14 protein-coding genes are annotated in these 14,585 nt (G+C 62.0%); 10 read left to right on the top strand and 4 right to left on the bottom strand.

Annotation, left to right across the window (positions count from 1 at the left end):
- Nucleotides 1-28: 28 nt before the first annotated feature.
- From BV071_RS32495 to BV071_RS04440, 3 genes are read left to right on the top strand one after another with little or no spacing between them, the layout of a single operon-like run.
- Nucleotides 29-2,125 carry a PQQ-dependent sugar dehydrogenase gene (locus BV071_RS32495; RefSeq protein WP_052572891.1) on the top strand — a complete coding sequence of 699 codons (2,097 nt, stop codon included), beginning with the start codon at nt 29-31 and terminating at the stop codon, nt 2,123-2,125.
- 30 nt (nt 2,126-2,155) lie between these two features.
- Entirely contained in the window at nt 2,156-2,683 is a 528-nt protein-coding gene (locus BV071_RS36060) for an SDR family oxidoreductase (protein ID WP_035602747.1), read from the top strand.
- 53 nt (nt 2,684-2,736) lie between these two features.
- Nucleotides 2,737-3,306 carry a sugar O-acetyltransferase gene (locus BV071_RS04440; protein ID WP_035602744.1) on the top strand — a complete coding sequence of 190 codons (570 nt, stop codon included), beginning with the start codon at nt 2,737-2,739 and terminating at the stop codon, nt 3,304-3,306.
- Here the strand turns inward: BV071_RS04440 and BV071_RS04435 are convergent.
- Genes BV071_RS04435 through BV071_RS04425 form a run of 3 tightly spaced genes read right to left on the bottom strand, consistent with a single transcriptional unit; the run spans nt 3,298 to nt 6,041 of the window.
- Complete coding sequence (locus BV071_RS04435; protein ID WP_035602741.1) at nt 3,298-3,843, bottom strand: YcxB family protein; 546 nt, start codon at nt 3,841-3,843, stop codon at nt 3,298-3,300. The genes BV071_RS04440 and BV071_RS04435 overlap by 9 nt on opposite strands.
- Before the next feature lie 8 nt (nt 3,844-3,851).
- On the bottom strand, nt 3,852-4,895 hold the full coding sequence (locus tag BV071_RS04430; protein ID WP_035602738.1) for a hypothetical protein: 1,044 nt from the start codon (nt 4,893-4,895) through the stop codon (nt 3,852-3,854).
- Between the two features lie 12 nt (nt 4,896-4,907).
- Complete coding sequence (locus BV071_RS04425) at nt 4,908-6,041, bottom strand: serine hydrolase domain-containing protein (RefSeq protein WP_052572890.1); 1,134 nt, start codon at nt 6,039-6,041, stop codon at nt 4,908-4,910.
- A 101-nt stretch (nt 6,042-6,142) separates the two neighbouring features.
- Here BV071_RS04425 and BV071_RS04420 point away from each other — a divergent pair, with 101 nt between their 5' ends.
- On the top strand, nt 6,143-6,589 hold the full coding sequence (locus BV071_RS04420; protein ID WP_052572889.1) for a VOC family protein: 447 nt from the start codon (nt 6,143-6,145) through the stop codon (nt 6,587-6,589).
- 40 nt (nt 6,590-6,629) lie between these two features.
- Complete coding sequence (locus BV071_RS04415) at nt 6,630-7,325, top strand: pseudouridine synthase (RefSeq protein ID WP_052572888.1); 696 nt, start codon at nt 6,630-6,632, stop codon at nt 7,323-7,325.
- A gap of 2 nt (nt 7,326-7,327) precedes the next feature.
- On the opposite strand, the gene BV071_RS32490 is transcribed toward BV071_RS04415, so the two are convergent.
- Nucleotides 7,328-9,238, bottom strand: a complete 1,911-nt coding sequence (locus BV071_RS32490; protein WP_265594064.1) for a right-handed parallel beta-helix repeat-containing protein — start codon at nt 9,236-9,238, stop codon at nt 7,328-7,330.
- Between the two features lie 253 nt (nt 9,239-9,491).
- Between BV071_RS32490 and BV071_RS04405 the strand changes: the two genes are divergently transcribed.
- From BV071_RS04405 to BV071_RS04390, 5 genes are all read left to right on the top strand, one after another.
- Nucleotides 9,492-10,103 carry a lipocalin family protein gene (locus tag BV071_RS04405; RefSeq protein ID WP_052572886.1) on the top strand — a complete coding sequence of 204 codons (612 nt, stop codon included), beginning with the start codon at nt 9,492-9,494 and terminating at the stop codon, nt 10,101-10,103.
- 157 nt (nt 10,104-10,260) lie between these two features.
- Nucleotides 10,261-12,765 (top strand): choice-of-anchor tandem repeat NxxGxxAF-containing protein, encoded by a 2,505-nt coding sequence (locus tag BV071_RS04400; protein WP_265594063.1) that lies wholly within the window; start codon nt 10,261-10,263, stop codon nt 12,763-12,765.
- A gap of 63 nt (nt 12,766-12,828) precedes the next feature.
- Nucleotides 12,829-13,518 carry an AraC family transcriptional regulator gene (locus BV071_RS34690; RefSeq protein ID WP_265594062.1) on the top strand — a complete coding sequence of 230 codons (690 nt, stop codon included), beginning with the start codon at nt 12,829-12,831 and terminating at the stop codon, nt 13,516-13,518.
- A 3-nt stretch (nt 13,519-13,521) separates the two neighbouring features.
- Nucleotides 13,522-13,860 (top strand): helix-turn-helix domain-containing protein, encoded by a 339-nt coding sequence (locus BV071_RS34685; protein WP_052572884.1) that lies wholly within the window; start codon nt 13,522-13,524, stop codon nt 13,858-13,860.
- A 57-nt stretch (nt 13,861-13,917) separates the two neighbouring features.
- Nucleotides 13,918-14,556, top strand: a complete 639-nt coding sequence (locus tag BV071_RS04390) for an HD domain-containing protein (RefSeq protein WP_035602732.1) — start codon at nt 13,918-13,920, stop codon at nt 14,554-14,556.
- Nucleotides 14,557-14,585: the final 29 nt, after the last annotated feature.

The raw sequence follows: 14,585 nt of genomic DNA, 5'->3' as shown, positions 1-14,585 counted from the left end.
TCTTTCGGCGTTGGCAGTAGGTGGAATTTTGAGCGGGGTCGCCTGCGGGCAGTCCGCTGACCTTGCTGAATTCGGACGTCAGGCGCTGGCGCAGGGCGGGGATGCCGAGCGGGGCCGCGCGGTTTTCAACGATGCGGCGAGCCTTTGCTCGACCTGCCACACGGTGGACGGCAGCGGCTCGAAGGTGGGGCCTGATCTCGGGAGCATCGGGGACAAGTTCGAGCGGCGGGACTTGGTGAGAGCGGTATTGGAGCCCTCGGCCACGGTGGCGGTGGGCTATGGGATGACGAGCGTGACCACGGGCAAAGGGGAGAGCTTCAGCGGTGTGATCAAATCAGTGAGCCCGCAGGAGCTCAGCCTGATGTCGGTGGATGGAAAGCTGCAGAGGATCCCCGCGGACGAGATCCAGAGCCGACGCACGGACGAGGTGTCGCTGATGCCGACGGGTCTCGGGCAGGCGATGGGCATCGAGCGCTTCCGGGATTTGATTGCTTATCTGGAATCTCTGCGTGTGAAGGTGGATGCGGGGCAGCCGGGAAGTCCGAGCGTGATTCCGGTGGCCGCGGTGCAAGCGGGAATCGAGCCTTTGTTCACCGAGCCTTTTGATCATCCGACTTGGCTGGCATGGATTCCAGGCAAGGGAATGGGTGCAGCTCTGGTGCTGGAGCATGCGGGAAGGATTCAGAAGGTGGAGCGGGATGCTGCGGGCAAGGAAAGCCGGCGGCTCTTCCTCGACATCAGTCCGGTGGTGCGGCGGGGTGGAGCGACGGGTCTGTTAGGCATGGATTTTCATCCAGACTTCGCGAAGAACCGCCGCTACTACCTGAAGTATCAGACGGTGGAGAACGGGGTGATCTCGACGATCATCGACGAACGCACGATGCTGGCAGACCGCGATGAGGACAGTGGTGCGGCGCCGCGGCAGATCATCAAGATCCGCTCGGTCACGCAGGATCACAATGGCGGCAGCATCGGCTTCGGGCCGGATCGCTATCTTTACTTCGGCATGGGCGATACCGGCCCGCAGCGCGACCCACAGGGGCACGGGCAGGACATGGGGATGCTGTTAGGGAAGCTGATGCGGATCGACGTGGATCATCGCGAGGACGGCAAGGCCTATGCGATCCCGGCGGGCAATCCCTTCGTCGGCAAAGAAGGCGCGTTGCCCGAGATCTGGGCCAGTGGATTCCGCGAGCCCTTCCGCCTGGCATGGGATGCCAAGACCAAGGACCTGTGGGTGGGCGATGTGGGGCAGGACCGGATCGAGGAAGTGGACATCGTGAGGCGCGGGGAGAACCTCGGCTGGAATGTCTACGAAGGGCATTCGCCCTTCTCAGAGCGCTATCGCAGGGCGGGGGAGACCTACGTGCCGCCGGTGCTGAGCTATTCGCGGCGCTATGGGGCCTCCGTGACCGGCGGGCAGGTCTATCGTGGTAGCAAGGCGCCGCAGCTTGAGGGCTGGTACATCTTCGGCGACAATGAGAGCCGCCGGATCTGGGCGCTGCGCCAGCAGGACCGGCAGTTGCAGCAGGTCGTGGAGATCGGGCGGGCTGAGTCGCGGATCAATGGCTTCACCTGCAGTTCGGATGGCGAGATGCAGATGGTCTGTTTCGACAACGGGATGATCTATCGCCTGCTGTTGGACAAGGTCGATCCGAAGCCTCTGGAACAACGGGTGATCGCCGAGACCTCTGAGCGCTCGCCAGTGATGTGGCACATGACGGAGAGCCAGCCGCCGGAAGAATGGCCGGCAAGCGAGTTCGATGATTCGGGATGGGGCGTGGCGGCCGGTGGCTTTGGCAGCAGTGGCACGCCGGGCGGCAATATCCGCAGCAATTGGCGCAGCGGGGATATCTGGCTGCGGCGGCAGTTCGACGTTTCGCCGGATGTGGCGATGGCCCCGGGCACCCTGTGGCTGCGGATGCATCATGACGAGGACGTGGATGTCTTCCTCAATGGTGCCCGCGTGCTGACCCGCACCGGCTGGACCCGCGAGTACGTGGAGGAAAAGCTCGATGGCGATGTGATGCTGAAGCCGGGACGGAATGTGCTGGCGATCCACTGCCACCAGAATGGCGGCGGGCAGTATATCGATGCGGGCATTCTGAAGACGCGGACGCCTTGACGGGTCCGCTGCCCGGGGCGATGTCGGTGGATGGCACCGAAGAGCAGGAGCAAGCGCGTCGCGATCGTGACCGGCGCGGGGAATGGGATTGGCGAGGGCATCACCAAGCGGCTGGCGAAGGATGGCTGGCAGGTGGTGGCCGCGGATCTGAATTCACCGCGCAAGGTTGCGGGGATTCATCCGGTGCGATGCGATGTGCGGCAGGAGGCGGACTTGAAAGAGTTGGTTGCAGCCACCCGCAAGAACTTGGGCCGGATCGATGCGATTGTCTCGAATGCCGGGGTAGGTGAGGGTGGCTTGATCGCGCTCACGCATTCGCTGGCGATCAGCATGGGGCCCGAGGTGCGGGTGAACTGCATCTCGCCGGGGTGGATTGATGTCAGTGGCAAGAAGCTGAAGAAGGCCGATCATGCGCAGCACCCGGCGGGACGGGTAGGCGTGCCGGAGGATATCGCGGCGGCGGCGGCCTTCCTCTTGTCCGCTGAGGCGGGCTTCATCACGGGGGCGGAGTTTGTGATCGATGGCGGGATGACCCGGAAGATGATCTACGTAGAGTAGTGAGTGGGACGCGAGCGGCTTGATCTGGCTGCGGCCTCGGTGGAGACTCGGGCATGGATCCGCGTTCGGAGAAAGAGAAGATGCTGGCCGGCGAGCTCTACCTAGCGTTCGGCGAGGAGTTGTTCGGCGAGCGCCAGCGGGCGAAGGCACTTTGCCGGCGCTTCAATGCGACGAGCGAGGAACAGATGGCGGAACGCGACGCGGCGCTGCGTGAGCTGCTAGGGTCCTGTGGGACGAATGCCTTCGTGGAGCCAAGCTTCCGCTGTGACTACGGCTACAACATCCACCTCGGGGATAACTTTTACTCGAACTACGACCTGATCATCCTCGACGTCTGCGAGGTGAGGATCGGGCACAATTGCTTCATCGCACCGCGGGTCTCGATCTTCACGGCAGGGCATCCGCTGGATGCTCCGACCCGGATCAGCGGATTGGAATTCGGCAAGCCGGTGACAATTGGGGACAATGTCTGGATCGGCGGACACGCGGTGATCAATCCGGGCGTGAGGATCGGAAACAATGTCGTGATCGCCGCCGGGGCGGTGGTGACCAAGGATGTGCCGGACAATATGGTCGTGGCGGGAGTGCCGGCGCGGGTGATCCGAGAGCTACCCTCAGCGTGACTCGCCACGGGCGATCCGCAGCCTTTCCCGCAGGGCTGCCTCAAAGATCATGTAGTCCCCGCCATCGGCAAAGCAACGCCGCGGCAGGACGTGGACCATGGCCGGGGTCTGGTAGACCAGGAGATAGGAGCCGATGTCCTTGATCGCGAAGAGGCCCTTCCAGTTCATCAGCGAATCGTTCACGTCGGTGGTCTCACGCAAGCCTTCCTCGCTGATCCGGAAGATGTGGCGACCCAGGACTCCGGCGCTGCGGCCTGCCCTGAGCATCGCCGCGAGCACACTGAAGCCGGCTGTGACCATCACGAAGGAGATCAGCAGAATTCCCCCGATGAGGATCGTGATGACCGTCTTCACCACGTCATGATTGGGGTTGCGCCCGGCCAAGGCATTCCAGACGAGCGCGAAGCTCAGGATGATGCCGGTTATCCAGATTACCTTGTTGCGGACCACGAGATACCAATTGAGGTAGCATAGGTCGCGGCGGGTGATATTTACCTCCGCTTCCAGGTCCTGCGCACTGCCGATCTCGCTAGTCACGGCAGAGCTTATTTCCCGCGCTGGTCCATCGTGCAATCCGGATCCACCGGCACGGGCTTGCCGACCTCCTCCACCGGGTGGGTGAAGAGATATTTCCAGACCTCCTCGTGGATGTATTTGCCGGCACCATCCTTCGGGGCGCTGCCGCCGGGAACGACGGCACCGTGGGCGCGCTTCGGATCGTTCTTCACGTCGGCATCGGTCACCAGGCGGCGGGTATTGCCGTAGGGGAAGGGAGTGTTCTCCACGTTCACGATCGGGCCGTAGTCCTGAAGCTTGAGCATCTGCCAGGAGCGGCAGTAGTGGTCGCCGCTCCAGCCGTCATCGAGCACGTGGCTGAAGCCGAAAAAGCGGTTGGCCGGGGTGGCGGAGGGCAGGGCCTGCCAGGCCTCGTATTGGTCGCGGGGGCCGGAGAACATCACCACGCGGTCGACCTTGATCTGCTTGGCCATGCGCGCGGCGGTGGTGGAGCCGTGGGAGATGCCGGACAGGATGACCTTGTCCCACTGCAGGTCCTTGCCATCGGCTGTCAGGAACTGTTTCCAGTGGCCCTGGGGTTGCTCCTTGTCGAGCCACTTTACGAGGGCCAGGGAGCGGCCCATGATGCTGTCGGCCTTGGGGATGCTGACCTTGTCGCTGAGGTCCTCGCCGGTGGCGGCTTCGAGGCGGATCTTCGAAAGGAAAAGATCATCCTCCGGCGGCTTGCCGGAGTAGAGCTTGGCGAACCAGCCATTGGCGTAGTGGACTTGGATCGCGTGCAGGCCGTAGCCCGAGACGTGCTCGAAGAGGCCCTGGTTGTGACCCATCAGCCAGATCACCAGCTTGCCTTGGTCCGGCACGCGGGTGTCCACGCAGGCGTGCTCGAGGTCCTGCGGCTTGGCGGCATCACCGAAGACGAAGGAGATCTCCGGGTGCTCCTTGGCAGCGGGGTCGATCTCGCTCGCGCGGGCCTTCAGGTCGTAGCGCTGGGGCTTGGAGTCCTTGTAAGCTTCCGGCGCGGCGCTGGCAGCGAAAATGGATGCGCCGAGGGCGCAGAGGGTGCGAGTGAACATAAAAGCAAGCGGTCAGGCTTTCCAAGCGGGGACGGCCTTGGCCATGTCCCACATCATTCGGTCGAGCGCGCCGTCGATGCCCTCACCGCGGGCATTGGTGAAGCCGGCCCAGCACATGCCACTGGCAGTGCGCACCGCGATGGTCGAGGTGCCGGGGAGGCTGCCGTTGTGCCAGCGATTCGGCACGGGATTCACGCACCAGCCGCAGGCATAGCCGGGGTTCGGCGGCCCGGCGGTGAGCATGGTCTTCACCGTCTCATCTCGCAGCACATTCCCAGCTCCGGAATTTGCGGTGTGGATCAGGAACTCTACTAGATCGGATGGGCTGGCCAGCCAACCGCCATGAGAGTCCATACGGCGGATATTCATGCCATAGGGGTTTTCGCCACTGCGGCCGTAGTAGACGACCTCGTTCTCGATCCGCTGTTCGCGGGTATCGCCAGCGATCTTCATGTCGGTGATGCCGCTCTTGGCGAGGACACTGTTCTCGACGAACTGGGCGTAGGTTTTGCCCGTGAGCTTCTCGATGGTGCGGCCCAGAAGGCAGTAGCCGAAGTTTGAATAGGAGTAGTTGGTGCCGGGGGCGTGCTCGAGCGGATGGTCCTTGAGCGTGCGGACGATCAGATCGTGATGGTCGAGGTTCTTGTGCTCGAACATCGGGTCGCTCTTGTTGTTGCCCCAGCCGCCGCAGGTATGGGTGAGCAGGTGGTGGATGGTGATGGACGCCACATCCGGGGGTGCGTCCTTGCCGTAATCTTCGTGAAGGATGCCGCCTTCGCCGAGGACCTTGTCGCTGAGCTTGAGCTTGCCTTGCTCGACCAAGGTGAAGAGGGCCACCGAGGTGATCGGCTTGGAGACACTGGCGATGCGGAAGCGGTGGACCGGGGCCATGGCTTCATTTGCATCCACGTCCGCCATGCCGAAGCCGACGCTGTAGGCGGGCTTCTCACGGTGGGCGAAAGCGACGGAGAGGCCGGGCACCTCGTATTTCTCCATGAAGGCTTTGGCGATCGCGGCGATAGCGTCACGCTCGCCCTTCTCCGGGCGGACCGGTTCGTCGGCGGCATGCAGCACGCGGGGGAGGGCGGCGGCCGAAAGGGTCAGGCCCAGGGTCTGGAGGCAGTGGCGACGGCTCAGGTTAGGCATGGGAGCGCGGGATTCGTGTGCAACGTGGATAGCGGACGAGACCTATCATACAAATTCGGTGGGGGCTTGCCGGGAGACACTGGTGGGCGCAGCATTGCCGGATGGTCCCGAGAACAAGCGGCATCACGGAGAGCGCCCTGTATGTGGATGATCTGGCGCGGGCGGTGGACTTTTACCTGGAGCTGCTCGGCGGGCGGATTGTTCGTCGGGACGAGCGATTTTGTGCGATCCAGCTCAAGCCGGAGCAGGTGCTCCTGCTCTTCCTGCGCGGTCGTTCCGTGGCCAGCGTGGATGTGGGCTTCGGCACGATCATCGGCCACGATGGCGCGGGGCCGCTTCACGTATGCTTCGGCACCGGGGATTCTCCGGTGGCGGTGTGGGAACAACGGCTGGCGGAGCTGGGAATTCCGCTGGAGAGCCGGGTGAACTGGCCGGGCGGGGCGACAAGCCTGTATTTCCGCGATCCGGACGGGCACGCGGTCGAGCTAGCGACGCCGGGGCTGTGGGAAAGCCTCCTGGAGGCGATTCCGATGGATGGGAAAGATTGACTTTAGGTGCGGCGGGCGGGCATTTCCCTTGTGTTACAACATGCAGCCACTGCGCTACCTCTACCGGGACGAATACCTCGTGGCCATCGACAAGCCGGCGGGGATGATCGTGCATGCCGGTAGGGACGAGGAGGGGCCCGAGTGGATTGCCATGAAGCGGGTGCGCGATGAGGTGGGCCACGAGGTCCATGTGGTGCACCGCCTCGACCGGCCGACTTCAGGGGTGCTGCTCTTCGCGCTGGATCGCAAGACCTGTGCGCTGATCCAGCAGATCTTCGAGCTGCGGCGGGTGCAGAAGAGCTATCTGGCGGTGGTGGAAGGCGCGGCTCCGCTGCAATGGGTCTGCGATACACCGCTGCGGAAGTCACCTGAGGAGCCTCTGCTGCATGCCGAGACTGCCTTCGAGCGCCAACTGCATGCCGGAGCAGGAAGCTTTGGCGCGATGCCGGGACTGGAGCTGTCCTTGCTAGAGGCCAAGCCGCATACCGGACGCTATCACCAGATCCGGCGGCACTTGCAGATGACCGGGCATGCGATTGTGGGGGACTACCGCTATGCGGGTGCCGAACGCTGCAATGAACTCGGCGAACTGCTGGGCACCGGGACCCGGATGCTGCTGCAGGCAAAGGCGCTGGAGCTGGAGCATCCGTATAGCGGAGAGATGCTGCGGATCGAAGCACCGGCGGATCCGGACTTTTGCCGGTGCTTTCCAAGCCTGGAGCTGGAGGTGGCTTGAGCTCACCAGGCCACAGGTGAGCTGACTTTGAGGCGGACGAACTTCGTGGCGCTGTCGATCGGGAAGTCGCGGAAGAAATTGCCGTTGGTGCCGGTCTGCTCGGCGGGGAGGGCGGGGGACCAGGTGGTGAGCTTGCTGGCGGCCTCCACGGTGTAGGTCAGCTCGGGCGCGGACTTCCGGTAGGTGAAGCGCATCATTCCGGTGTTGAAGGATGTTGCCGGGAGGAGGGAGTGGTCGGTGAGCGTGGGGTCCATGCCCTGCGAATATTCGATCAGGTTCATGGTCCCGTCGTGGTCCGGGTCATCCGTGGAGCCTGCGCCGATGCCACCATCGGGCAAGGCGAAGTGTTGGTCGCGCCAGCTCTGGAGATTGGAGAGGTATTCATCGGCACCGATGTCCACGCGGCCCCCGGCGACACGGCTCTGGCCGCCATAGTCCTTCTCACCCTCTGCCGGGGTGAAGGGCTGGGCTGCGCTGTCGCCGCTGTCCTTGGCAGGGGATGTGGCAGTGAGCATGAAGTCCGAGGGACCGGATGCGACTGTGGGCGCGGCTGCAGAGAGGTCGAGTGCAGCACTTGTTAGAGTCGAATGTGAGTCGCCGGAGGCTGTCTGCCAGGCGGCGAAGGTGGACTTGGCGCTGCCATTCCAGATGAACTCGATGTCACCGCTGGCGGGGATCTTGTAGAGGTTCCAGTCGATCGCGCCGGATGCCAGGCTGCCGGTGTTGTTGTCCTTGAGGATGAATTGCGCAAACTGCGCTGTTGAGGCCATCAGGTTGCGGCGGATGGTGACGGAGCTGACGTGGTTCTGGATCGAGAACTGGCCGCCACCTTGAGCCACGGTGTCGTTGTCGTAGATCGTGTTGTTGGTGAAGGAGGAGTTGGTAATGCCGCCATTGGTGGACCCGGAGCCGCCGATCACGATGCCGCCGACATGGCAGTGGTGGAGGATGTTGTTCCGGACGATCACGTTGCTCACGAGCTTGCCGGTGTTCTCGCTGCCGGCGGAGACGGCGTAGTTGCAGTCGTAGACGTGGTTGCGCTCAATCAGGATATCCCGGCCACCATCGACATAGATGCCGGGCGCGCTGCGGGTGCCATTGCCGCCGCCGGTAGTGAAGTTGCCGCCGTAGGCCGGGTTGAATTTCGAATCGATGCGATAGACCGTATTGCCGCGACAGATGCCATTGCGGGCTTGGTCGAGGGCCTCGGTGGGAGCGGTGCCTTCAAAGCCGATGAAGTCGATGCCGATGTTGTTGCAGTCGTGCACCGTGTTATTGGTCACGGTGAAATTGGTGACGTTGCCGTTCAGCACGACCGATTCGCTGGCACCGGTGCGGAGGGCGTAGACTTCGCAGCCGTCGATGGTGACCTTGCCAATCGGGGAAGCGGTATCGCCGTAGACTGCGATGCCGAAAGCATTCGCATTGAAATTGTTCAGGGTTGGACTGCTTTGCCAGATGTCGTGGATCTTGCAGCCAGAGAGGGAGATCTCGCTGGAGCTGCCATTGATGTAGATGCCAGCAGGGAGCTGTGCGCGTTGCTCGGCGGCGGTGCCGCCGGTTTTGTAATTCGCGATCTCGAGGTCTTGGAGAATGATGCGATTGGAGCTCTCGATTTTGAGGACAGCGCTCAGGCCGCTCGGCGGGATGACGCCGTTCTGGGAGATCACCACCGCGCCAGGATCGCCGGGGAATTTGCGGAAGGTGATGGGAGCTCCCGAAGTGCTGCCGCGGTTGCTCAGGGTGACGCGCTCCGAGTAGGTGCCAGCGTGAATATTGACGACATCGCCGGGTAGGGCCAAGCTGGCGGATTTTTGCACGCTGCGCCACGGAGCCTCTTCGGAGCCGGGGTTTGAATCGTTGCCGGTAATCGCGACATGGCGCTCTGCGGCGATGGCGCAAGTCGTAGGCATCGCGACCATCATGGCAAGAGTCGTAACATCACGAGGCCGCGGAATCATGGGGCGGCACGCTAAGAGCTAGAAGCGGCCTTGGCGAGAAAAGCTCGTCTAGCCCTGCTTGTCAGGGAGGTCCTCATCTCAGCCAGTGGCGATTGCGGCCGATCATGGTTCGCAATGTCGTACCATGAGGCGATCGAGCGGCGCAGAGATTTATCCGCTTGAATGCCATTTGGACATCCTTGGAGATGCGGGCTAATGTGATAGGATGAAAGCGCTTCTTCCGCTCCTCGGCCTACCGTTGCTGTTTGCCTCCTGCACTACCAGCACGTCTCCAGCCAAGCCTTTGGCCACGGAGGCCAAGGTCGACCTGAAGCGCTACACTGGCAAGTGGTATGAGATCGCGCGCTATCCGAAGTGGTTTCAGACCGGCTGTGTTTCGGCGACGGCAGACTATTCGCGGAACAAGGATGGCACGATCCGCGTGGTGAATACCTGTCTGCGCGGCGATGGCTCATCGCGAAGCATCGAGGGCATAGCGACGCCGGTGGACGCCAAGGCGAATCGGCTGAAGGTGAGTTTTCCGAACAACTGGTATTCGAAGGCAGTACCGGTTCCGGCAGAAGGGAACTATTGGATTATTGATGTGAGTCCGGACTACAGCCGCGCGGTGGTCGGCACGCCGGACCGCCGCAGTCTGTGGTTCCTGGCTCGTTCGCCGAAAATCGCGGCGAAGGACTTTGAGTCGATGAAGGCAATCGCCACGGCGCAGGGATTTGATATGTCGGCGCTGGCGATCGATGGACACACAAAGATCGATAGCCGTGGGCGTGCGACGGTGCAAGTGGCATCGGCACGGCCAGGCAAGACCAAGCGATAAGGAGCAATGCAGGTCGTTTTGTATTGATGTTGAATGTCCTGATGCAGATTCCGATCTTCTTTTGGAGGGGGCTCCTGGTGGCGGAATTCTTCATAACTTCTTCCTCGCTTCATGGGGATTTGATTGTCTATCATCCGCATTACTTGGAAAAACCTATATGAAGCGTTCCTCCAGACGATTCCGCCGGCTTGCTCCTCTCCTTGCTCTGCCCACGTCGATACTTTCAGCAACGGCGACTTCCGACGACGATAGCGGGGATAAGACTTACATCATTGCCACCCCGGGCGGGCAGACGCCGGACGGCCAAGATACAATGCACGGGGCGAGCATTTTCGCGCTTTCGGAACGTGGCTTGGCGTACCGGGCCAAGTCGGTCACGTCGGGCGTCGATACCTTGTATGCGGTGCGGCATAGCGGCACGAGTGTGATCCTGAAACAAGGGACAGTGGTCCCTGGCTTTGGGACCATTGAAGGAATGCTTGGCAAGATTGCGACCAACAACGCCGGTGAAACCGTGACGATTGTGAATATCCGGGATGCCGGGGGTGTGTTGAGGGATGCTTTGGTTGCCGGGAGCTCGCCGCTGAATCTGCGGGTCGTGGCCATCGAAGATCAGACTGTTCCAGGTGGCGTTGGGCAGTTCAATAGCTTCGGCGAACCAAGGATCAACGATTTGGGGCAGGTGAGCTTCTGGGCTGCCATCAAAAACACGGGCAGTGCGCTCATCGGCTCCAATGCAGTCTACCTCAGCCAGCCGGATGGAAGTCTGGTGGAGGTGGCCCGTACGCAGCAGCCAGCACCCGGCGAGACCTCGAAGATCGATACTCTCAACAGCAGCCCTCAGTTGAAAGGGGCTGAGCAGTTGCATTTCGGTGCCTGGATCAAGGACTCGGCTTATGGCACCGGCTACAACTATGCCGCCTACCGCCGCGAGGCTGCCGGGTCGATCACTCAGCTTTTCCGGTCACTCCAGCCGGCACCGGGTACTCCGGATTTCTTCGGCGGCGGTGGTCTTATCCTGGGCACACATTCCAGCGGGAACTACACGGTCTATTCGAACTTGGTCAACAGCGCCAAGACACAGGTGGGCTGGGGCATCTTTACAGGTAGCAATAGCGCGAACCTGAGTCCGGCGGCTTTGAGCGGCCAGACAGCCCCTTCCGGGGCGGGGACCTACAGCTCCTTCAGTCAATCGAGTTCGGTCAACGGTGATGGCAAGGTTGCCTACATCGGTTATTGCAGTGGCGGGACCGCGGTGTCGGGACTGTTCACTTACAAGGCCGGTACACAGAATCTGTTGCTCAAGAACGGCAGCACGGCTCCCGGTGGGAATACCTTCACCGGATTCGAGTTCCCGGTCATCAATGACAGCGGCACGATCCTTTTTGCTGCGAGTTTGAACGGCAACCAAACCCTCCAGGGAATCTACCTCACGGATGGCATCGATGTCATCAAGGTGGTGCAGGCCGGCGATACCGTGGACGGGCGGACTGTTCAGAGCATCGGGGTCGATCCGAAGGCCTTCAACGGTTTCAATCAAGTGGCCTACCAGGCATCGCTCTCCGGCGGCGCGAATGGACCGAGTATCTTGCTCTTCGCCCCGCGCTTGGAGTGGCGTGGCTTGATTGGAGGCGAGTGGGGAGACGCCTTCAATTGGACCGCGAGCCTGGTGCCGTCAGATTACAACCACGTGGACATCATTCCACCTGATCCTATCGAGGTCTTAGGTCCGCTGGCGGATACCACGGTCGGCAGCCTGACGGTTGGCTCGGAGTCGGAAGGTGCGGGTCTTACGGGTTTTACCCTGCGATCGGGTAAGTTCACGGCGGTGGACGGGGTGACCGTGGCGAAAGGCGGAAAACTCGCTGGTGTGGGGAGCATTGAGGGTAAGGTGACGAACGCTTCCCTGGTTTCCCCGGGAAATTCTGCCGGGCGCATCCGAATCGTTGGGAATTACGGCCAAAGCCAAGCTGGTAGCCTGAAGGTGGAAATCTCAGGCCAAGCGGCAGGACAATACGATGTCCTCGAGATTGAAGGCGATGCGATCCTGTCGGGAACCTTGGACGTCCAACTCTTGGGCAGCGCGATCCAGGATCTGTCTGCGGGGGCCGAGATCCCTTTCCTTACCGCCACCGGCCAGATCACCGGCCAGTTTGGCAATCTGCCGAACGGAACCCGAGTGCAGGTTGCCAGCGGGCTCGCCTCTTTTGCGATTTCCTACCGGGAGCATTCGGTAGTTCTGGCGGATTTCCAGCGCATCGACAGCACTGCTGACAGTGATGCGGACGGCATCCCGGACTCCTGGATGGTGGAACATTTCGGCTTGGCCACCGGGAATGCGGCGAGCGGATCCGCAGCTGGCTCCGATGCTGATGGCGACGGCAGGACCAACTTGGATGAATACCTTGCGGGCACGGATCCAAACAATGGGGCGGACCGCTTCGCGGCGGTAGTGAGTGAAGTGGACTCCAGCAAAGTGACGATCCGTTTCGCGAGTTTGGCGGGGCACAACTACAGCATTGAGTTCAGCGAGAATCTCGCGCCCGGCTCATGGGAAACCGTCCGCTCCGGGATCGCAGGTGATGGCAGCGAGAAGGAGATCAGCTTGGACCGCGAAGCAGCGGCAAGCCGAGGATACTATCGCGTCACGGTAGCCCGCTGAGAATCTGTGGTGGACTGCAGCGGCGTCGACAAGCTGCGGTCCACCCTGCAAGCTCGGGGCGCGATGAAACGCAAGGATGCCCCGAATCGTCGTCTGGTGCTTCTGGTGATGCCGCCGGTGCGGGAGCTGGATCTGGTGGGCATTGTGGATGTGTTCGCTTCGGCGAACCGGTTGCTGCCATCTGAACGACGTTATCAGATCGAGATCGTGACGACCTCCAGGGAGCCGAATATCGCGGGGATGCAGGGGCTTTCCTTCGCGGGTGGGAAACACTACTCGCGAGTGAAAGGGGAGATCGACACCTTGCTCGTCCCTGGAGGTGCGGGCGTGGAGACTCAGGTGCCCACTGCAGCGGTCCTCTCGTGGTTGCGGCGGCAGGCAGAGGCTTCCCGGCGGGTTGGATCGATTTGCACGGGGGCTTTCATGCTCGCGCATGCCGGGCTGCTGGATGGCCGTCGCGCGACCACGCATTGGGCTTTTGCGAAGGAGCTCGCCTCGCGCTTTCCTGCGGTGAAGGTGGACCCCGTACCCATTTGGATTCGCGAGGACAAGTTTTACAGCTCCGCAGGAGTGACTTCGGGTATCGATCTCTGCCTTGCGCTTTTGGAGGAGGATCACGGGCGGGACCTCGCGCTGGAGGTTGCGCGCAAGCTGGTGGTCTTCCTATGCCGGCCGGGAAACCAGGCGCAATTCAGTGTCTCGCTCCAGCAGCAAGCTGCCGAGAGCCGGCCGCTGCGGGATCTGCAAATGTGAATCTTGGATCATCTCGATGCGGATCTTTCGATTCCCGCCTTGGCTGCCCGCGTCGCCATGAGCGAACGGAATTTCCAGCGGGTCTTCTCCCGCGAGATCGGGAAGTCCCCGGCACACTACGTGGAGGAAGTCCGGATCGAAGCGGTGCGGCGCAAGCTGGAGCGTTCAACGGAAAGCATCGAAGAGATCGCCTGTGCCTGTGGCTTCAAAAGCGCAGATGTGATGGGGCGCAGCTTCCACCGCTTGCTGGACTCGACTCCGCTGGAGTATCGTTCGCGCTTCCGCTCTTCAGGTGCGGGAAGCAGCTCGTCCGACAAGGGGCGCGCCAAGGGAATGGCGTAAATCGTCGGATCACTGTCGTGGGGAATCCGGGCGCTGCGGTGGCAAGCTGGCGCCGCCATGAATCATCGAATTGCCGACATCGTCATCCCCGACAGCAAGCTGGCCGCCGAAGCCACGGAGCTGCTGCGGGAGCATGGGACGGAGCTGCTCTACAACCACTCCCTCCGCGTCTTCATCTTTGCCGCCCTGCGTGGGAAGCGGGAGAAAATGAAGTATGATCCGGAATTGCTCTACATCAGCGCAGTTTTCCACGATCTTGGGCTAGTGTCGCCCTATAGCAGCGCGGATGAGCGCTTCGAGGTGGACGGTGCGAATGCGGCCCGGGCCTTTCTCCAGCAGCACGGCATTCCAGAGCAGACCGCGGACATTGCCTGGGATGCCATCGCGCTGCACACCACTCCGGGGATCACGAAGTGGAAGAAAGCGGAGGTGGCCTTGCTGGCGAATGGCGTCAAACTCGACGTCGTAGGTGTCGGCTACGAGGAGCTCTCACGGGAGCAGCGCGAGGAAATCGTGGCGGCCTTCCCGAGGCCGAACTTCAAGCAGGAGATCGTGCACGCTTTCTTCGATGGCATCTCGCACAAGCCATTCACCTGCTATGGCAATATCAAGGCCGATGTCTGCGAGCGCCTCTTGCCGGGCTACAAGAGGCCGAACTTCGTCGAGATGATCGAGAACTCGCCTTGGGCGGAATGAACCCCGCCCGGTCCGCACGGGAGACTGTG

It is taken from the genome of Haloferula sp. BvORR071 (assembly GCF_000739615.1).
In the GTDB taxonomy this organism is placed as follows: domain Bacteria; phylum Verrucomicrobiota; class Verrucomicrobiia; order Verrucomicrobiales; family Akkermansiaceae; genus Haloferula.
The sequence above is the reverse complement of the archived record's forward strand: the minus strand, read 5'-3'. Positions and strand labels throughout refer to the sequence as shown.

Coding starts and splice junctions, on each gene's coding strand:
- BV071_RS32490 (WP_265594064.1), bottom strand. CDS start 9,238: ATGCCTACGACTTGCGCCATCGCCGCAGAGCGCCATGTCGCGATTACC.
- BV071_RS04400 (WP_265594063.1), top strand. CDS start 10,261: ATGAAGCGTTCCTCCAGACGATTCCGCCGGCTTGCTCCTCTCCTTGCT.
- BV071_RS04405 (WP_052572886.1), top strand. CDS start 9,492: ATGAAAGCGCTTCTTCCGCTCCTCGGCCTACCGTTGCTGTTTGCCTCC.
- BV071_RS04390 (WP_035602732.1), top strand. CDS start 13,918: ATGAATCATCGAATTGCCGACATCGTCATCCCCGACAGCAAGCTGGCC.
- BV071_RS36060 (WP_035602747.1), top strand. CDS start 2,156: ATGGCACCGAAGAGCAGGAGCAAGCGCGTCGCGATCGTGACCGGCGCG.
- BV071_RS04440 (WP_035602744.1), top strand. CDS start 2,737: ATGGATCCGCGTTCGGAGAAAGAGAAGATGCTGGCCGGCGAGCTCTAC.
- BV071_RS04420 (WP_052572889.1), top strand. CDS start 6,143: ATGGTCCCGAGAACAAGCGGCATCACGGAGAGCGCCCTGTATGTGGAT.
- BV071_RS34690 (WP_265594062.1), top strand. CDS start 12,829: ATGAAACGCAAGGATGCCCCGAATCGTCGTCTGGTGCTTCTGGTGATG.
- BV071_RS04430 (WP_035602738.1), bottom strand. CDS start 4,895: ATGTTCACTCGCACCCTCTGCGCCCTCGGCGCATCCATTTTCGCTGCC.
- BV071_RS04425 (WP_052572890.1), bottom strand. CDS start 6,041: ATGCCTAACCTGAGCCGTCGCCACTGCCTCCAGACCCTGGGCCTGACC.
- BV071_RS04415 (WP_052572888.1), top strand. CDS start 6,630: ATGCAGCCACTGCGCTACCTCTACCGGGACGAATACCTCGTGGCCATC.